This window comes from Microcystis aeruginosa LEGE 91341 (assembly GCF_015206885.1).
In the GTDB taxonomy this organism is placed as follows: domain Bacteria; phylum Cyanobacteriota; class Cyanobacteriia; order Cyanobacteriales; family Microcystaceae; genus Microcystis; species Microcystis aeruginosa_H.
In genome coordinates, this window is sequence record NZ_JADEXY010000093.1 from 1 (window position 1) to 17,637 (window position 17,637).

Below are 17,637 nucleotides of genomic sequence, written 5' to 3' on the forward strand. Positions count from 1 at the left end.
GGACTAAGGGGGGATCGGCACCCCCCTTATCAAGGGGGGCAGGGGGGATCAAACCTAAAATCCATTTTTAATTTAATTATAACCAGCTACTTAGGAGACGCGAAATGACATGGAATCCTTATAACCTCGATCGGGCTGCCCAGGAATTGGTCTTAAAATACCGAGACAGCGAGAAAGTGTTAAATGAATCCCACAAAATGAGAACCACCGTCGCCTACGGTTTAGAGCGTTTTTGGGGTGAACACCTGAGATTGATCGACAAAAAAGACGCTACTGATCAACAAAAAGGACGATACTGGCGAGATGTCTGGCAGAAATTCGTCGATATCTTAGAAGATGCGGGATTACGGGTTCCCCGTGGCAAGATTAATCCTCAAGATAAACCGGAAGCTCAAACCAAAGCTATCCAAGCGATCGCCCGAGAGTTCTGGAATCAAGAAACTTTTCCCCTAGAAGATCAGAGAATCGCTCTCTACGTCCTCACCCAACTTTGTGATAGCTTGGTCTGGTGGACGCAACGATACAAAAAACCTAGCTCTAATCCCCAAAATCCGAACATCGAGGAGGAAGAATAAAATGCCAGACTGGTCAGATGTACCCCTCCTCTATCAAGCACAGATCGAGGGAAGATGTCAACTACAAAGACAAGAAAATAAACAAAAATCGCCAGCCTACGATTGGGTCGATCAATGGACTAAATTTTATCATTCCACTGACGATAGCGGGGGTAAATCCCCACAACCCGATAAAACTCCCAAATCGCAACAACGTCCGTCTCCTGTCAAAAAAAATAACCTTTCCGAACCACCGCAATTTAGCGGAGAAGCCAAGACGCGACCCTATACTATGACTTGGCGACTCGTCACCAATGGAGGTCAAGATGATGGCATTATCCGACCAGCTATCGGTGCGCGAGGCTATCCCTACTACCCCGGATCATCGATGAAAGGGGCTTTCCGTCGTGCCTGTACTACCGAACAAGCCCTAAAATATTGCGGCAAACCCTCCCAAGGCGATCAGGGTTCCGAACCCGGTATTCTGCGCTTTCTAGGAGGCTATCCTACGGATAATAACTGGACTAAAAACTTAGTCGATATCGCTCATCCCCAGCAGAAAAAACAAGTTATTCAAGACGAAAAAACTAACGCTAATGTACTCTTATCTTTTCACGAGGTAACTCTCAACTTCGGGATTTCCAGTACCATTCCCCTCGACGAACAAGAATGGCGAACGATCTGGCAAATTTGGGAGAAAGCGCTCGGCAATGGACTCGGTTCCAGAGTTAGCGCCGGATACGGTCGCTTTAAAGATGTACCCTCACCAGAAACCCTCTTACAAGTTCATCTCAAAGGACAGGGAATCGCCGCTACATTACTCGACAAAACTCCCGAATTCCGTCCCAATATGTTTAAAGCAGCCCTTCGAGGTCATACCCTACGTTTACTAGGAGGAATGACCGATGAAAAGACCGCTAAACATCTGACCCAAATCCTCTGGGGGGGTATCGACGGAGCGGCGATTCTGGGACAACTCGGCATCAGCTTCACTTATGAAGATGGTGATTTAAAATTTGACAAACATCGTTACACTCCTCCCGGTCAAAGAGAGCAAATTATGCCTCTATATAATCTAGAAAAGGGAATCTTACAAATTTCCTGTATGAATCCTTGCGCTTCCCCAGAAGAACGACAAGAACTCGCAGAATTAGCCAAGGCAATAGTGCAATTCTCTCTCTTACTCGGTGGATTCGGCAAATCATGGCGAAGAGCGGATCACTGGCAGTTTTTCCATCCCTATTTTAAAAAAGGCAATAAACCGATGATCGGGTGTCATTGGGAATTTATAGACTCTTCAAAATCTCTTTATCTTCCTATCACCGATTTACAACAAGATCTATCACGATTTATCGATCGCCTTCGGATACGATTCCAGAATTACGCCGCTAAACAAGGCTATACTATTCATCCCGATAATCCTGTACACTGTGATTGGCGAGAAGCTTGGTATCCTTACGATAATCAAGGTGGGGTGCAAGTCTGGGGAAGAATTGTCGAGGATCGGATTAAAGCGATCACGTGGTTTCATCAACCTTACGAGGGAACCCACACCCTGCGGAACTTACAAGGAAGCATCGGACGGGACTCGCAAACTGGAAGACTTTGGCATCGAATTTACCCTTATTATCACTTGAATTCTGAAGGTAAACTGAAACGACAGAAACCACCGATCGAACTATTGACTTTCTTTCCCGAACCAACCGAGGATAGCGCTCATTTTATCGCTTTTCTCAACGAGCGATCGGACTTTGTAAAAATTTGGTAATATTTGTCATATTTAAGTGGTTATAATTAAACAGAAGATAGATTTTGGGTTCGATCCCCCCTTAGTCCCCCCTTGATAAGGGGGGTGCTGATCCCCCCTTAGTCCCCCCTTGATAAGGGGGGTGCTGATCCCCCCTGAGTCCCCCCTTGATAAGGGGGGTGCCGATAGGCGGGGGGATCAGACAATACTTATTTATCGGGTAAAACCATGACTACTTGGATTATCACAACAGGAAACAGCGATATTCAATTAAATACCGATAACAATTGGATGAGAGGGGAGCGATTATTTGAGAAGGCTAAAAACAACGAACCTCTCTGTAATTGCCAGGGAGAAGGTGCAGATTTTGCCAATCTTAAACGAGAAAACGATACTAAGCGTTTTCCCGTTGCCGCTAGAGTTTTGGGATTAGTTTATAAAGATCATGAACATTGTTATTCAGATTTAGTATTCCCTTTGCTTGATGTTTTAATTCAAGCATTTCAAGATCAAGAATTTCCTGATCGAGTTTATATCATCCTAACCGATCAAGAAAAGCTTTTTAAAACATCGGACATCAAAAATTCTTCCTGTCCTTTCTGGCAAGATACCTGTACCTTAAAACCGCTTTTTGAATGGTACTTCCAGACCAAACTTAAGCTAAAACCAGATTTTATCACTTTACAGCCTTCTGTTAATAATAGAGGACTAGATCACTGGGATCAAGTGTTAACTCTTGTCACCGAAAAGTTAAAAAAAATACAGCAAGATGATGTTTTTTACATCAGTCATCAAGCTAGTACCCCCGCTATTTCCTCGGCTGTTCAATTTGTCAGTATTGGTTACTTCTCTAACGTCAAGTTCTTGATAGTTAATCGATATTATGAAGAAAATAAGATTATAACAATCCCCGAAATTATTCCGAGTTCTAGCTATTGGAAACAATTACAAATACAGAAGGCTAAAAAATTAATCACAGATGGTTTTCCGGGGTCGGCATTAGCATTATTAAAAGAGGTAGAATACAATAACTCAGAAAAAATTAAGGAGCTAGAAAGCTACATAGATCTTTTTAATATGAAAACCATAGATACTAGCGATGAATTCGAGCCGACACAAGCGATCAAGAGAGTTCGTAAAACCTTAGATTTAATCGAATATTTCTTGAAACAAGAAAACTATCTTCAAGCAATTATTCTATTATCTGCCGCTCAAGAAACGTTTTTAAAAGCTTCTATTTCACTCTATTTACAAAAACATATACCCGGAGGTTTTAAAGAATGGAATGAGAAAGGATTATCACTTAACTTAAAAGAAACAAAAATCCAGGAAGTGATTAAGCAACTTCAATCATCTAACCAGAGAAATTATAAATTTCAGAGTCTTCATGAACTTTTTCCTTTACTCAAAGAATTTAGGAAACCTAGAGATGATAATTATTGGCAATTATTAATTTGGTCATTCACAAGAGACAGAGAGCATGAATTTGATCGCCGTAACCAACTAATGCACAATTTACGGGGAGTAAAAAAAGAAGAAATGATTCTTTATCTCACCGATCCCGAGGAATTAAGAAAGTATCTTGAAGACAAGGTTAGCTATTGCAATTCTCAAAGGATTAATCTAGATCAAAGCGTAGATGAGGTTTATAGAAACGAGATTAAAGGTAAATTTATTTCTGCATTGGAAACCCTATGTGAATGGACGGAAAATGATTATATCCCTTTAGAGCATCATCTCGAAGAATTAGCCAAATCCCTATAAAAAATACGTTCCCCTAGTTTTTAGTTAAACTAGGGGATATTGATTACTTATTTTTCATCTTTTGGCTTGTTGTTGATGCAGATTTCGATCGATCCCCAGACCAGAACGTTTAGCGCAGGTGCGATCGCAGGGTGAGGTGCAACTACCGAGACTAGATTACAGACAACTAACGCGGAAACCTTAATGGCGGCGATTTTGGTGATTTTCATACTACGTCTCCATGCGTAGACAAAAATCAGGTCTTTTCGCAATGGATAATTGTAGTCATTTCTGCCACACCTCTAACTAGTATATAGCAAAGATCGGGGTGGTTAGGACAATCAATCGCTGAAACCCTTGACCGATAAGAGTTTGAAAATTGAAAGCGTCCTAAATAACCCATTTTTTGCCATAACACATCAGATCGCAATCTGTCTAAAAGAATTAGACTTTTGGCTTCAAATAAACAAGTCGGTTAGTCCAATCCTGCTTTCCTTGCAGTTCCCACAAGGCTAAAAGCGAACGGATCAAAAGACCGAAATTGCTAGGGGGAATAGACTGATAATCGATAAAAATAACGCCGCCATGACTTTTCCAAGCTTCTCCCCATTCCCACAAAAGCGGGGGAATACTGTTCTGGTCGTAGGTTACTAGAGTTAATCGGGCTTCAGCCGCCTAAAAAACACAGAGCAAGCATTTTGATCTGTATTTTCTCAACCAGTCAAATCAAGCAAGAATCCTAATAATAATTACCGACTTTGCGATGGTGAACGGCCGTTAAACTATCAGGTTTAGAAACGCGACCATCGGTGACTTTATTGTAAACAATCCAGTGGTCAGCACATTCCATGCGACTAACTACCTCACATTCTAAATAAGCGAGAGCATCGGCTAAAATTGGGGAACCATTATTAGCGGTGCGAGTATTGACTCCTGCAAAACGATCTTCCCCTGGTCCGAAACGTTTTAAAAAGTGTTTCATCAGGGTTTGATAATTGCCTTCTTCCAGAATATTTAAAATGAATTGATCCCCCACTTGCATTAAAGACTCGATCGCCCGATCTTTGGCCACAGCAACGGTAAAACCGGGAGGATCAAAACTTGCTTGCGTCACCCAAGAAGCGACCATTGCTCCACTTCTGTCTCCTTTCTTGGTGGTAATAATATATAAACCACCGCTAATCCGTCCGATGGCTTTATCAAGGTCAGTATCGAGGGATTTTCTTTGTTTAACTTTTACCTCTTGGGTTAATAGTTGTCCCATGTCTGTACCCGCTTCTTCACAGCGTTGATAGAGACTCTCGTTAGGAGTTTCTGTGCTACGAATGGGATCAAAAGCTTTGGTTAAACCAACTTCACGAAACTTATTAAATAGAGGTAAAATTGATTCATCATCACCCCCTTGAGATTCAAACATTCCGATATATTGTTTGGGGTTAACCGAGGCGAGAATTGTGCCTAAATTACCTGTAATTTCTTGGGCATTAATCCCAGAAACGGGGGGAGTACCGATGACGATTCCCACCGCAGAAGAAGCTAATTCTTTTACCTCTTGGGGATCGGCGGATTTCAGGTCTAAAGTTTCTACAGCCACACCAGTTTTAGTAATACCTTTGGCAATCGATTGACAGAGGCGATCGCTATAACCATAATCGGAAATATAGAAAACAGCGACGGTTTTTTCTGCCTTAGTTTGTGCCTGACTCCAATCACGATAATGGGTCAATAATTCAGTAACATTATGTTTTAATACTGGTCCATGACCATTAGCCACGAGATTAATATTACCCAGGGGTTCCATCCGTTTCATCGCCGCTAGTACGGAACGAGCATTAGGAGCCATTAAACATTCATAATAGAAGCGATAATCTGGTTCAATAGCACTTAATTGCTCATCGTAAAGATCATCGGAACAATAGTGCATTCCAAAAGCATCACAGGTAAATAAAATTCCCGAACCGTGATCGTAGGTAAAAATAGTATCGGGCCAGTGTAAATTAGGAGCATTAACAAATTCAAGAATGTGACCATTACCTAGGTCTAACTGATCGCCATTTTTGACCAGTTGACGTTGAAAGGGATGATGAACTAAATTCTCTAAAAACTGAATTGCTACCTTCGACCCAACGACGGTAATATTGGGAGCGAGTTCCAATATATCTCTGACTAAACCACTGTGATCAGGTTCGGTATGACTGATAATTAAATAATCGATTTCTTGGGGGTTAATTAATCCGTTGAGACTATCAAAATATAGTTGACGGAATTTTTCGTGAGAGGTATCCACAAGGGCGATTTTTTCCCCACGAATCAGATAGGAGTTATAAGTCGTACCGTTTTGTAATCCGAATTCAATATCGAAGCGATCGCGATCCCAATCGAGGGAACGAATAGCGGTGGTGTCTGCGGTGAGATTGGCCACCTGCACGGTGAGACGTTTTGTTTTGACTGGTGTAGCAACCATCGAACCCCTCCTTATTGTTAAGTTTTTTATACTTTGTCTCTATTGTGCCACGAGAAAATAGGTATCGAGATTTATTTTCCCATAATTACTGATAACAGCTATCTTAATGGTCAGGTCGGAGTCGATCATCGATTTGATCAGAAACGCTCTCTAGGGATCTGTAGGAGGAAATGGGTGTTATACATTCCAGTCAAGGTGAACTACTTCCTCTGTCACGGGGGATTGCCTCAGAACCGACTTACACCCAGTTTTTGGTCTTACATCTCCGACCTAGGCAATATCCCCAGTTCCTATTTGGTATAAAGTATCGTCAGGTGGACATTACCCACCCTACTATTATTTATTGAATTTTAACATTTAATTTATAGGTGGCATTGCCGCGAGTTCCCCCTACAATTATTTCATAATTTCCAGTAGCAGGTAATTTTAAACTAGATTGGGTAGCCTCTGTTTTCAAAATTTGCCCATTCGGTGCAATCACATCAAATACGGCATTATTTTCTAACGAGGTAATTTTAACATCCATTCTCTGTCCTTGATTTGCTCTTAAGAGATAAATATTTCGACTCCCTCGCACAACCGATTGATTAACGGTGGCACTATTAGTTCCGGGTGCAAACTGGATTTGAGCAACTAAACAAGGTTGTCTTTGATAAACCACTCGTCCCGTATTCAAAAAATCTGAAGTTAACCTCCAGATTTCTTGAGTTTTTTGGTTGTCTAACTCAATTATTGTCCTGATATTTAAGTTTAACTGATTTCCCTTTTTTGTTCCTTGTAAGGTTTGAGTATAAGAACTATAATAAGCTTCTTGTTGATTATGAATCGTAGCTTCTACCCTACCTGTGACTTGGTTTCCCTGAATATAAATCCTCGCCGTAGAATCCAGATCATTATTAGCAACCGAAAAACAATAACCTTGAATCGAAGAGCCACTGGGAGCTTGAACAACTTGTAGGGGGGAATGATTGGCCATCCCCGGGGTAACATTCAGTAAACTGGCAAAAATGACTACACATTCTAATAATTTTATCATCATCAGGGCCATTCAAAATTTTCACTAATGGTAAACTAATTATCGCCCCAGCCGCCATACCTGCAATTCCCCGTTGATAAAAAGCCATAACCTCTAATGAAACCGAGCAAAAATGAGGGGGAAGCAGAAGAAGTAAAAAGACGGCTACATAATCTAATAATGGTAAAAACGGCTAACTATGCAGCCCGTTGGCTGTATCGTCCTCTCAAGGAGAAACTAAGATAAACTAAACCCCCAGATCAATAAAAACCCCTAAGCTGTACTAAATTTAAACTGCCTATGGAAATTTTTAGTACAAATGCTCAAACTTTCTCTCCTTTCTCCCTTGCAGTCTTAACGAGCAATTCAGATGGTCAACAGCTTATGAGGATTTGCTAGAGATTTTTACTGATCAGAGAAAGGTTTAAACTTGTCGTAAAGTGAAAGAGAGAACTATTTTGGTTATCTAGATCACCGACGGTCAAAATTCCCTTAACTGAATCGGGGATGCGCGGAGATTGTAACAAAAATTATCGATTTCTTGACAAAAAACACCGATCATGCTATCAACCGAACCTAAAATCAGCAATTCCGGACAAAAATATTTAGCCTATCAAGATTGTCTATCCCCGAATCAAACCCTGTTACCCCTGACAGCCAAGGTTAATAACCGCGATTGTCTAGAAATCGGTGGTTGCGATGTGACCACCCTAGTGGAACGTTTCGGTTCACCCTTGTATATTGTCGATGAAGTCACCCTCCGCACTGCCTGTCGTCAATATCTGCAAGGTTTTCAGACACATTATCCCGGAGAATCTAGGGTAATTTATGCCTCGAAAGCGTGGAATTGCCTGGCCGTATCGGCCGTGGTCGCCAGTGAAGGATTAGGTTTTGATGTGGTGTCGGCCGGAGAAATTCACACGGTGTTAACCGCTTTAGACCAGATCAATAAAACTGATGTGCCGATATACTTTCATGGTAATAACAAATCGATCGCCGAGTTAGAATACGCGATCGAGCATAACTGCATTATTATCGTTGATAACTGGCTAGAACTAGAAAATCTGGTTAAATTAGGCGAAAATCGTCCTGATACCCCTATTCCGATCCTATTGCGCTTAACCCCCGGTATCGAGTGCCACACCCACGAATATATTCGCACGGGTCACTTAGACAGTAAATTTGGTTTTGACCCCCATCAAATCGAAGCAGTATTTGACTATGTTTTAGCTCATCCGGTGCTGAATTGTCTGGGTTTACACGCTCACATCGGTTCCCAGATTTTTGAACGTCAACCCCACCAAGACTTAGCCGCTGTCTTAGCAGACTGGTTTAAATTAGGTTTAGAACGAGGTTTACCCCTAGAGCAATTAAACGTCGGTGGTGGTTTAGGAATTCGCTACCTCGAAAGTGATGACCCCCCAAGCATCGAGGAATGGGTGCAAGCGGTGTCCTTAGCAGTGGCCAAAGCTTGTCAGGAAAGAGGTATCGCTTATCCCCTGCTCATTGCCGAACCGGGACGCTCTCTGATTGCCACCGCTTGCGTAACGGCCTATACAGTGGGTAATCGCAAAGAAATCCCCGAAATCCGCACCTATATCGCCGTCGATGGCGGAATGTCCGATAATCCCCGACCGATTACCTATCAATCGGTTTACCGGGCCGTGGTCGCCAATAAAATGAGTCAAGAATGTCAGGAAGTGGTGACAATAGCTGGAAAACATTGTGAATCTGGCGATATTCTAATTAAGGATATTGCGCTACCGAAAACCAACCCGGGGGATATTTTAGTGGTTTTAGCCACGGGAGCCTATAACTACAGTATGGCTTCTAATTACAACCGCTTACCCCGTCCGGCGGCGGTAATTGTCCAAAATGGAGAAGCTAATCTGATCCTCGAACGGGAAAATCTGGCGGATTTGCTGCGTCAAGACCGCTTACCCACTCGACTCTCCTTAATATAAACCTCATCGCTATTGTCCCCCCATGTCGGGTTTTTTTCTGGACCCTCGCCGGTTATTGTCCTGGATTCTCAGCCATGGTCTGTCAGTCCTAGACTTTGGGTTAGTTCTCCTCCTTACCTATATGCTGCTGCTAATTATCGGCGAGCGGCGTACCTTTTGGATGGTGCGAGGACTAATCTACTTAATGCTGGCCTCGGTGATTAGCGATGCTCTAGGATTGCGCTTGCTGGGGTTAGTCCTAGAAAAATTGATTTTGGGGGCAGCAGTGGCGATCGCTGTGATTTTTCAGTCGGAATTCCGCCGTTTTTTAGAATTATTGGGCAAAGGTCAAGTGTGGGAATTATTTAAGAAAAGTTCCCCCACTCCCAAGACCGATAATGTCATTGATGAGTTAGTGGATGCGGTGAAGGATCTATCTCAAAATCGCACCGGTGCGCTGATGGTATTAGAAACCAGTGGCAATCTCGACACCAAGGTGTTTGTCAATCCAGGGGTGATGCTAAATGGCCAAGTATCTAAGGAATTAATTCAAACTATTTTTCAAACTAAAACTTTACTGCACGATGGAGCCGTATTTATTCGGGGTGATCGAGTGGTGGCCGCTGGTGTTATTCTACCCCTATCAGAGCGCAGTACCTCTAGGCAATTAGGCACCCGTCATCGGGCAGCCATGGGCATTACCGAAAGGCTAGATAATTGTATCTGTATTGTGGTTTCTGAGGAAACCGGCTCGATTTCCCTCGCGTCCGGGGGTAATTTGGATCGGCCTTTAACCAGTAGTAAACTAAAAGAGCTTCTCGAAGCGAAGTTTTCTCCGTCGGGAGAGGGGGAAGTGGTCGCACCCAGTTGGGGACGTTTAGGGCGTACAATTGGCTTAAAAGGTCGTCTAATCTTAGAAAAATTCTCCCGTTCGCCCAGGGTAACCCCCAAAGATAGAAAATGACTGTTAAACCGAGCTTATCACCAGAATTACCTACGGATTTAGATAAAAACCGTTTGCCTCAGCACGTCGCAGTGATTATGGATGGGAACGGTCGTTGGGCGAAAAATCGTGGTTTACCCCGGATTATGGGCCATCAACGGGGAGTAGATGCACTCAAGGACTTGCTGCGCTGTTGTCGTGACTGGGGGATTCCCGCTTTAACTGCTTATGCTTTTTCGACGGAAAATTGGGGTCGTCCCCTCGAGGAAGTGGAGTTTTTAATGACTCTATTCGAACGGGTTTTGCGGCGGGAATTGGAAGAAATGATGCAGGAAAATGTCATAATTCGCTTTATTGGTAATTTATCGGCCCTGCCAGAGTCTTTAAGACGGGAAATTGCTAAATCTCAAGCAGAAACTAGCAAAAATTCCGGTATTCAATTTACGGTGGCTACTAATTATGGTGGCCGAGAGGAAATCGTGCAAGCTTGTCAGGCGATCGCTCGTCAGGTGCAACAGGGTTTAGTCTCCCCAGAAGCGATCGATGAATCTCTCTTTGAACAGTATCTTTATACTGCTGGGATTCCTAACCCGGATCTGTTAATTCGCAGTAGTGGGGAAATGCGAATTAGTAATTTTTTACTATGGCAAATGGCCTACGCAGAAATCTACGTTACTGACACCCTCTGGCCCGATTTCGATCGAGTGCAATTTCACCACGCTTTAAAAGATTATCAGGGTCGTCATCGTCGTTTTGGCAAATTATAAGGGCTGCAGCGCAAATTTAGCGAAATAGCCACTGTGGGGCAGTTAAAGGACAATTTTTGATTTTTCACTTTTTATCTTAAACTCCCTGGGGCAACGGTTAATACTCAATCCGTTAAGTATAGGTTACATATCAGGATAGGCAAAAGGCAAGAGGCAAGAGGCAAAAGGGGGAATAGATAATCAGTTTTTAATAACTGGATTTAGGATAAACCGCGAGGGGAGGCAGTTTGTGATCCTCTCGATTTCCCCAATACGGTAATCCGTAAATCGGCCAGAGCTAGACTTTTTCCCCGACTAAAATAAAATGGGGGGGAGAATAACTATCGACGATAAGCAGTTTTAAGATTATGGGATTCTTTGACTCAGAAGTGGTTCAACAGGAAGCTAGACAGCTATTTGAGGATTACCAGTCTCTCACACAACTGGGCAGCGAGTACGGGAAATTCGATCGAGAGGGTAAAATCATCTTTATCGATAGGATGGAGGAGTTAATGGAACGCTACAAGATATTTATGAAGCGTTTCGAGTTATCTGAGGATTTTTCCGCCCAAATGACCGTAGAACAGCTAAAAACCCAATTAGGTCAATTTGGGATGACTCCGCAAATGATGTTCGACCAAATGGAGCAAACCCTTGAGCGGATGAAGGCGGAAATTCGCTAAAATTGCCGATATTTATCGGGTATTGGCTGTCTTTTGCCCGATAATGCTCTCTCGCTGTTTACTGCTCGGAAAATTGGGGTTTCTGCGGGTTTTCGAGAACGATGATCTAATAATTTTAACTAGGTTAGCTGATGAACTCTAGGCCAGATTCACAAGAAAATATTGAGTCACCTCAGTATAGTGAAAAAACTAACCGCATTCAGGCAATTAGTCAACTGATTAAGGCGATAACCCCGTTAATTTGGGCTATAGTTGTTCTAGTGGTTATCGTGCCTCTTTTAGGGAAAATTTGGCTAGGAACAACCAGCAATGAACCGTTAAAAACGAAGGTTGCTACCGAAACTAACCTAGAGATTCCCATCACTATACCCCAAAAATCTAACAGTAAAATCGATCGAGAAATTAGCCAAGCTTTACAGACAGCGAGAGCCAATTCTCAAAGCTTTGCTTTAGGAGAAATTGAGGGATGGGTGGAGGAGTTGATGACAAGAGTAGATCAGGGTTTTTTGCCTTGGTATTTTAACTATTTCAATCAAAAACAATTTGAGGGTAAGGCCTTTTTAAGCGGATTATACTCCTCGATCGCTCACTGGGTCAATACAGATAATCCACCCCCGGAACAGGTGGTGGCAGAAAATTTGACCAAAACTATTCAAACCGAGTTTACTAAACGGGTAATTCGTCCCCAAGAGGCCCAATTGCGTCTAGAGAGAATTACCAGGGATGCCGTTAATTTATATGTCAATAATTTAAGCAATGAATTAGAGAATATTCAGGCCAGTTATCAAATTCCCCAAGGCAAATGGGATCGTTATCTTAGCGATATAGCCATAACAATTCAAGATACCGAGGGCAATATTTCTAACACATCAATTAAACTTTTAGTCGGTGGTGCCACTGCTTTGGGAGTTAAATCTCTTATCCCAGTGATGAAAGTGGGCAGCACAGTTTATTTGTCCCTAGCGGGAAAAACCGGGGCGAAAATTGCCACTAAAACCGGTGGAGCAGTAGCGAGTAGTTTTGGGGCAGAATTAATCGATCCAATCGTGGGAATTGGTTTGATAGTTTGGGATTTATGGGACTATCAGCACACGGTAAACATTGAAAAACCGATTCTGCGGGATGCCATTTTTAATTATTTACAAGAAGTCAAATATGATCTAGTCAATAATCATCAAGGTAGCGTCCTTTCCTCTATTTATCAAATTGAAGCCAGTGTCAATAAATCCCTAGGCCGAACCTAAATAAAATCATCTAAGTAGGTAGGCGTTAAAAGTTATCAGACACCCCCCTTATCAAGGGGGGCAGGGGGGATCGGCACCCCCCTTATCAAGGGGGGATCGAACCTAAAATCCATTTTTAATTTAATTATAACCAGCTACTTAATTCTAACTGCGCCATCGTAAAATTTGTGCTTTAATGGGGTTGACAAAATCCCGTTTTTCTGCTTGAGACTTTTCGTATTCCTGCTTAAGGCGATAATACCATTTAGCTTGGGTATCGGCATCATCAATTAACATCAAAGCTGGATGATAACTAAGTCCCTCCTGTTGTTTAATCACCACATCGCGATCCTGTTTGAGGAATTGTAGGGTTAAATAACGCAAAAGAGGGGTTAAAAATGCCAACCAAGGAATCGTATAGTATAAACTTTGATGGACTTCGCAGTGATTTTCATCGATGGGAGTAATTGCCGTAAAAGCACAGGCCAAATAGCGATCGCCTCGTAGTATTTCTGTACGCACCGAGGGCAATTCAAAAACGATTTCAATCGATACCTTATTACCCAAAATTTTATAGGGTTTCGCACTGACGGGCATATCATAGGGAGCAAGACGAAAACCGAGGGGAACAGGTTCGTATTGTTTTTCCTTGACCCGAAATTTGCGCGGACCGCTGCGCCACCACCAAGAAGTATGAACGTAGGGACCGTGGGCCGGATCCATCAATCCCACCACTGCATGGTCAATATTGCAGTCAAAAGTGATAGTTTCGGCTATTTTGGGGGTAAGTTTGCCAAAATCGGCAATAGTCGGCACAGGAGGCAGATTTTCTTGATTAATTTCTCTTTTTGAGTCTGCCGGAATAAACACCCAGATATGACCTTGTATTTCACGACAGGGATAACTGGTGACACAAATTCTGCTAATATCAAGGCGATCTTGTTCGGTTAATGAGGGAATCTCAGAACAAACGCCATCGCTAGTATTAAATTTCCAGCCATGATAGCAACAGTACACCCCATCCCCTTCAATCCAACCATGGTGCAGCGGAATGCCACGATGGGGGCAAATATCCCGCAATGCGAACACTTCTCCATCCTCTCTCCTACCGACAACAATCGGTTCACCTAGCATTTTTTTGGCCATTAGCTGACCGGGTTTAAGTTTATTTGCCGGTGTGGCCACATACCAAAAGTCGCGCAGTAAGCTAGTCATAGGGTTTGTCTGGAGAGCTTCGATCGTTCATCCTATCATCAGAGATGAAGATTATGACCAAGACTAGGACAGATAATTTATGGACGTAACTGGATTCGAACCAGTGACCCCATCGATGTCAACGATGTACTCTAACCAACTGAGCTATACGTCCGCACGAATTGTTATCATAACACGATTGCTTCTAATTAGGCAAGCCCCTAGGCAGTAAATTGATAGCCAATTAACTTATAAATTAACTTGGCAGTGGTAAATTCCGAGACCACCGAATCACTAATCGGGGCCAATTCCATCACATCACAGCCAATCACTTGATGAGTTTGGAAAAGACGACGGAGAAAGCCTAGGGTTTGATGCCAACTTAACCCCCCCGGTTCAGGTGTTCCCACCCCCGGAATTAAAGCGGGATCAATGCCATCCACGTCTATGGTTAAAAATACCTTCTCGGTGGTAATTTTGGCGATCGCTTTTTCGATCCAATCGGGATCCCCGGCGATATCTCGATCCCAAATCACGGGAATCTGCTGTTTAGCGATTAATTCCGCTTCTTCTCGACAAATAGCCCGAATTCCCACGGGTAAGGTCGGTAAACCCATTTCTAACACCCGACGCATCACGCAGGCGTGGTTATGGTGGGAGCCTTCGTACTCAAAACGCATATCGCCATGGGCATCAATTTGAACCACCGTAAAGGGTTCCGATAAAGCCTGTCGATAAGCTTGTACTACTCCCGTAGTGATAGCGTGTTCACCCCCGATGGCGACGACAAATTTATTATCGGCAATTAAACGAGAAACTGTAGCTGTGGTGACGGCTAACATCTCCTCGGCGGACAATTGCGGTTGCTGACGGGTATCGGCGATTGCATCATGGGTATAGATGCCCACTTCTAAACAGGTTTCCCTCTTAAGTTCCTCATCATAAGCTTCCAATTGTTGGGAAGCGGTAATCACCGCCGCCGGTCCAGTTTCACAACCCTTGCGATAGGTGGTGGTGGCCTCGTAGGGAATCGGCAGGATTACGGCCTTAGCTGTGGCGTAAGATGCGATCGCTTCACTCCCTAAAAACTGTTCGCTACCGGTGGCGCAAGACAATAACATGGGCAAATCACAGAAAATTTTAGTCTAATCTTCTATTATAAATATTTTGACTATTTTTGTCTATTACAGCCTTTCTTATCAACCTGAACTGACTCCAAACATATCTACTACAATAGCCGACACCCCTGATCCATCAATGGATACATCCCTTAACTTTTCTTGGTGTACCCGTGTTTATTGTAATATTTCTCAATGGACAGGGAGGGAGCATATTTGCTAAAACCGAGTTAGATTTATTGGGGGTTTCCTTGATTTCTACCGGGTAAGGGGGCATCAGAAATTCTCTTAATCCCTCCCAAAGCACAGGTTATCGCCTTTTGTCAAGGGGGAATTTCGGATCTTAATTGAAAATATAAGTAGAGATTAGCGATCGCTAAATTGGAAGCCATGAGTAAATTTACTTTATACTATGACTGCGATGGTAGTTTAAAAACTCTTGAACTGCCTTTAATCCGGCTCTTCGTTACTTGTTATGGTTCGATAGGGGGGCATAAATAGACTAAATCCTTATCTGGCAAGAGACTTAATTGATTAGTTCGCTCTAGATCAAAAATAATTGACAAAAATCGCTAAATGCCTTTCTCTATAAGGGTTCCATCTCTTATAACCTCCGTTCATTGCATAACACAAACCGAAGAGCCTTTAATCCTTGTCAATTCTCTCTGCATAGCTTCAAATACTTGACATTTTTAGTATATTTGAATTACTCATTAGGGATAACTATCTGACATTAAACAGGAATCTTGACTCTTCTGGTTTCTGTGTGGAAACGAGGTCTATACTGATAGTCTATGCCGCCAAATAGTCCTAAAAGTCTTGCCTGATAAGTATTTCACGATTTCATAAGCAAAAATTATCACACAAAGTCGAGAAGCTCCGAATCTTCTTTACATTATGTTATTGAAGGGTTTCATTTGGGAATGATATAATTGCACGGAGAGATTACAAGTCACTCTATAAAATCCTCAAAAGCGGGAATGGGCTAATTCTGAGTCTCAGCATATCATCATGGAAGAAACAGTTCACGACAATTTTTTCAAAAAATTTACTGTGGTAACAGCTACTAGATCTGCGGCAGATTATCTCCCGGAGTCATCGGGTGTTTACGCTTTCTATCATGCGTTTGATTTTTCTGAGCATGATTTGTGTGGTAATATCAAGACTCGCTTGCAAAATACAGTGTTTAAAACAAAATTTTCTGAGAATAATGATAGAAGCAAATTTACCATAGATATCTGTGGAGAGCCAGTTAGTTTATCTCAGAATATGGAATATTTTCTTCAAGAAATTTCTCAACCAAAGGAGCGAAGAATTCTGAAAGAGTTTCTAATTTCATGTAGCATTTTACAGCATCCAGAATATATTGGCACGGCAAACAATTTAAGAATGAGATTTCTTCAACACTTGGAAAGAGAGGATGGGTTTTTATCAAAACATGGAAATTCAAGATCGAATAACGAATTTTTGTTTATTTCCTTTCCTTGTCCGAAAAATATTTCTAGACAATTGGAAAGCTTATTAATTCAATTATGTCAACCCAGATTCAATCTTCAAAGGAGTTAAAATATGGAACTAGATAATCAGTCTCCAGAAACTATCGAATATAAAGCAATCACTGGTAAGTTTGGTGAAGTTAGATACTTTATAACAACCTTAGAACAAAGTGATGCAGTAGAAAACATTCGATTTGCTGATGAGATACAAGGCAGCTGGAGCTTCTCCGAAAGAGTCCAGAGAAAACTCGATGAAAAAAGAGCGGAAACAGAAATATTTTCCTACTTAGCTCAAGGGGGAATTAGGTTTTTTAATTCAATTGTAGTCGTCCTTTTGCCAAACTCAAATGAGCAAAGAGAGTTCTGGGATTTTTCTACAGTTAGTAGTCAAGGTAAAACTGTAGAAAAATGGGTTAATTTAAAACTGTACAAAAACGTTGCTAGAATTGTCATTGATGGACAACATAGATTACTTTCTCTAAAAAGATACTGGAATGCTCATACAGGCAAAGAACCATTAGATTCTCAACAGTTAAAAGATAACTTTAATTGCTCTGAAACCTTTGATATACCAGTTGTTTACTTAGTATTTAGAGAACTTGGAAGGGTAGGCTATAGCAATGCAAGCGAAACTATTAGAGCAGAAGTGTTGAACGTTGAGAAAAGTCAGACAAAAAATGCTATTATAGATAGAATCTAGACAACTTATTCACCTCACAATAGGTAGTTTGCCCTGATGACGAATTTCTCAAAACTCATAAAAGAGCT

General features: G+C 42.1%; 16 protein-coding genes and 1 tRNA gene. 11 read left to right on the forward strand and 6 right to left on the reverse strand.

All coding sequences use genetic code 11. The features are described from left to right. Positions 1-104: 104 nt before the first annotated feature. From IQ234_RS14295 to IQ234_RS14305, 3 genes are all read left to right on the forward strand, one after another. A complete protein-coding gene (locus IQ234_RS14295; RefSeq protein WP_193957581.1) occupies positions 105-575 on the forward strand; it encodes a hypothetical protein in 471 nt (156 codons plus the stop codon). A gap of 1 nt (position 576) precedes the next feature. Continuing rightward, on the forward strand, positions 577-2,322 hold the full coding sequence (locus IQ234_RS14300; protein WP_193957582.1) for an RAMP superfamily protein: 1,746 nt from the start codon (positions 577-579) through the stop codon (positions 2,320-2,322). A 207-nt stretch (positions 2,323-2,529) separates the two neighbouring features. Next, entirely contained in the window at positions 2,530-4,065 is a 1,536-nt protein-coding gene (locus IQ234_RS14305; protein ID WP_193957583.1) for a hypothetical protein, read from the forward strand. A 47-nt stretch (positions 4,066-4,112) separates the two neighbouring features. Here IQ234_RS14305 and IQ234_RS14310 read toward each other — a convergent pair whose 3' ends face one another. The 3 genes from IQ234_RS14310 to IQ234_RS14320 all read right to left on the reverse strand — a co-directional run bounded on the left by IQ234_RS14310 (position 4,113) and on the right by IQ234_RS14320 (position 7,556). Then, entirely contained in the window at positions 4,113-4,274 is a 162-nt protein-coding gene (locus tag IQ234_RS14310) for a hypothetical protein (RefSeq protein WP_193957584.1), read from the reverse strand. Positions 4,275-4,783: 509 nt separating this feature from the next. Next, a complete protein-coding gene (locus IQ234_RS14315; protein ID WP_193957585.1) occupies positions 4,784-6,508 on the reverse strand; it encodes a diflavin flavoprotein in 1,725 nt (574 codons plus the stop codon). A 340-nt stretch (positions 6,509-6,848) separates the two neighbouring features. Further along, positions 6,849-7,556, reverse strand: a complete 708-nt coding sequence (locus IQ234_RS14320; protein ID WP_193957586.1) for a hypothetical protein — start codon at positions 7,554-7,556, stop codon at positions 6,849-6,851. An 84-nt stretch (positions 7,557-7,640) separates the two neighbouring features. On the opposite strand from IQ234_RS14320, the gene IQ234_RS21625 reads away from it, so the two are divergent. The 6 genes from IQ234_RS21625 (at position 7,641) to IQ234_RS14345 (ending at position 13,082) form a co-directional block, all read left to right on the forward strand. Beyond that, positions 7,641-7,769 (forward strand): hypothetical protein, encoded by a 129-nt coding sequence (locus tag IQ234_RS21625; protein WP_265577982.1) that lies wholly within the window; start codon positions 7,641-7,643, stop codon positions 7,767-7,769. 314 nt (positions 7,770-8,083) lie between these two features. Next, complete coding sequence (gene lysA / locus IQ234_RS14325; protein ID WP_193957587.1) at positions 8,084-9,487, forward strand: diaminopimelate decarboxylase; 1,404 nt, start codon at positions 8,084-8,086, stop codon at positions 9,485-9,487. Positions 9,488-9,509: 22 nt separating this feature from the next. Further along, positions 9,510-10,430 (forward strand): diadenylate cyclase CdaA, encoded by a 921-nt coding sequence (gene cdaA, locus IQ234_RS14330; RefSeq protein WP_193957588.1) that lies wholly within the window; start codon positions 9,510-9,512, stop codon positions 10,428-10,430. Continuing rightward, the gene (gene uppS / locus IQ234_RS14335; protein WP_193957589.1) at positions 10,427-11,176 is read left to right on the forward strand and encodes a polyprenyl diphosphate synthase; all 750 of its coding nucleotides are present in this window, start codon (positions 10,427-10,429) and stop codon (positions 11,174-11,176) included. Before cdaA ends, uppS begins: the two co-directional genes overlap by 4 nt. 347 nt (positions 11,177-11,523) lie before the next feature. Next, a complete protein-coding gene (locus IQ234_RS14340; protein ID WP_002767238.1) occupies positions 11,524-11,838 on the forward strand; it encodes a DUF1825 family protein in 315 nt (104 codons plus the stop codon). 131 nt (positions 11,839-11,969) lie between these two features. Continuing rightward, a complete protein-coding gene (locus IQ234_RS14345; protein WP_193957590.1) occupies positions 11,970-13,082 on the forward strand; it encodes a hypothetical protein in 1,113 nt (370 codons plus the stop codon). Between the two features lie 144 nt (positions 13,083-13,226). Here the strand turns inward: IQ234_RS14345 and IQ234_RS14350 are convergent, their stop codons facing one another. The 3 genes from IQ234_RS14350 to speB all read right to left on the reverse strand — a co-directional run bounded on the left by IQ234_RS14350 (position 13,227) and on the right by speB (position 15,376). Then, complete coding sequence (locus tag IQ234_RS14350; protein WP_193957591.1) at positions 13,227-14,276, reverse strand: aromatic ring-hydroxylating oxygenase subunit alpha; 1,050 nt, start codon at positions 14,274-14,276, stop codon at positions 13,227-13,229. 80 nt (positions 14,277-14,356) lie between these two features. Next, positions 14,357-14,430 (reverse strand) — tRNA-Val (locus tag IQ234_RS14355). A 46-nt stretch (positions 14,431-14,476) separates the two neighbouring features. Continuing rightward, entirely contained in the window at positions 14,477-15,376 is a 900-nt protein-coding gene (gene speB / locus IQ234_RS14360; RefSeq protein ID WP_193957592.1) for an agmatinase, read from the reverse strand. Between the two features lie 1,008 nt (positions 15,377-16,384). Between speB and IQ234_RS14365 the strand changes: the two genes are divergently transcribed. Further along, on the forward strand, positions 16,385-16,939 hold the full coding sequence (locus IQ234_RS14365) for a GIY-YIG nuclease family protein (RefSeq protein WP_193957593.1): 555 nt from the start codon (positions 16,385-16,387) through the stop codon (positions 16,937-16,939). 3 nt (positions 16,940-16,942) lie between these two features. Next, entirely contained in the window at positions 16,943-17,569 is a 627-nt protein-coding gene (locus tag IQ234_RS14370; RefSeq protein WP_228008541.1) for a DNA sulfur modification protein DndB, read from the forward strand. Positions 17,570-17,637: the final 68 nt, after the last annotated feature.

Excerpts from the sequence above, each read along its gene's own strand:
- lysA (WP_193957587.1), top strand. The coding sequence starts at position 8,084 with ATGCTATCAACCGAACCTAAAATCAGCAATTCCGGACAAAAATATTTA.
- IQ234_RS14320 (WP_193957586.1), bottom strand. The coding sequence starts at position 7,556 with ATGGCCCTGATGATGATAAAATTATTAGAATGTGTAGTCATTTTTGCC.
- uppS (WP_193957589.1), top strand. The coding sequence starts at position 10,427 with ATGACTGTTAAACCGAGCTTATCACCAGAATTACCTACGGATTTAGAT.
- IQ234_RS14370 (WP_228008541.1), top strand. The coding sequence starts at position 16,943 with ATGGAACTAGATAATCAGTCTCCAGAAACTATCGAATATAAAGCAATC.
- IQ234_RS14340 (WP_002767238.1), top strand. The coding sequence starts at position 11,524 with ATGGGATTCTTTGACTCAGAAGTGGTTCAACAGGAAGCTAGACAGCTA.
- IQ234_RS14315 (WP_193957585.1), bottom strand. The coding sequence starts at position 6,508 with ATGGTTGCTACACCAGTCAAAACAAAACGTCTCACCGTGCAGGTGGCC.
- IQ234_RS14300 (WP_193957582.1), top strand. The coding sequence starts at position 577 with ATGCCAGACTGGTCAGATGTACCCCTCCTCTATCAAGCACAGATCGAG.
- IQ234_RS14350 (WP_193957591.1), bottom strand. The coding sequence starts at position 14,276 with ATGACTAGCTTACTGCGCGACTTTTGGTATGTGGCCACACCGGCAAAT.
- speB (WP_193957592.1), bottom strand. The coding sequence starts at position 15,376 with ATGTTATTGTCTTGCGCCACCGGTAGCGAACAGTTTTTAGGGAGTGAA.
- IQ234_RS14345 (WP_193957590.1), top strand. The coding sequence starts at position 11,970 with ATGAACTCTAGGCCAGATTCACAAGAAAATATTGAGTCACCTCAGTAT.
- IQ234_RS14305 (WP_193957583.1), top strand. The coding sequence starts at position 2,530 with ATGACTACTTGGATTATCACAACAGGAAACAGCGATATTCAATTAAAT.
- cdaA (WP_193957588.1), top strand. The coding sequence starts at position 9,510 with ATGTCGGGTTTTTTTCTGGACCCTCGCCGGTTATTGTCCTGGATTCTC.
- IQ234_RS14310 (WP_193957584.1), bottom strand. The coding sequence starts at position 4,274 with ATGAAAATCACCAAAATCGCCGCCATTAAGGTTTCCGCGTTAGTTGTC.
- IQ234_RS21625 (WP_265577982.1), top strand. The coding sequence starts at position 7,641 with ATGAAACCGAGCAAAAATGAGGGGGAAGCAGAAGAAGTAAAAAGACGG.
- IQ234_RS14295 (WP_193957581.1), top strand. The coding sequence starts at position 105 with ATGACATGGAATCCTTATAACCTCGATCGGGCTGCCCAGGAATTGGTC.
- IQ234_RS14365 (WP_193957593.1), top strand. The coding sequence starts at position 16,385 with ATGGAAGAAACAGTTCACGACAATTTTTTCAAAAAATTTACTGTGGTA.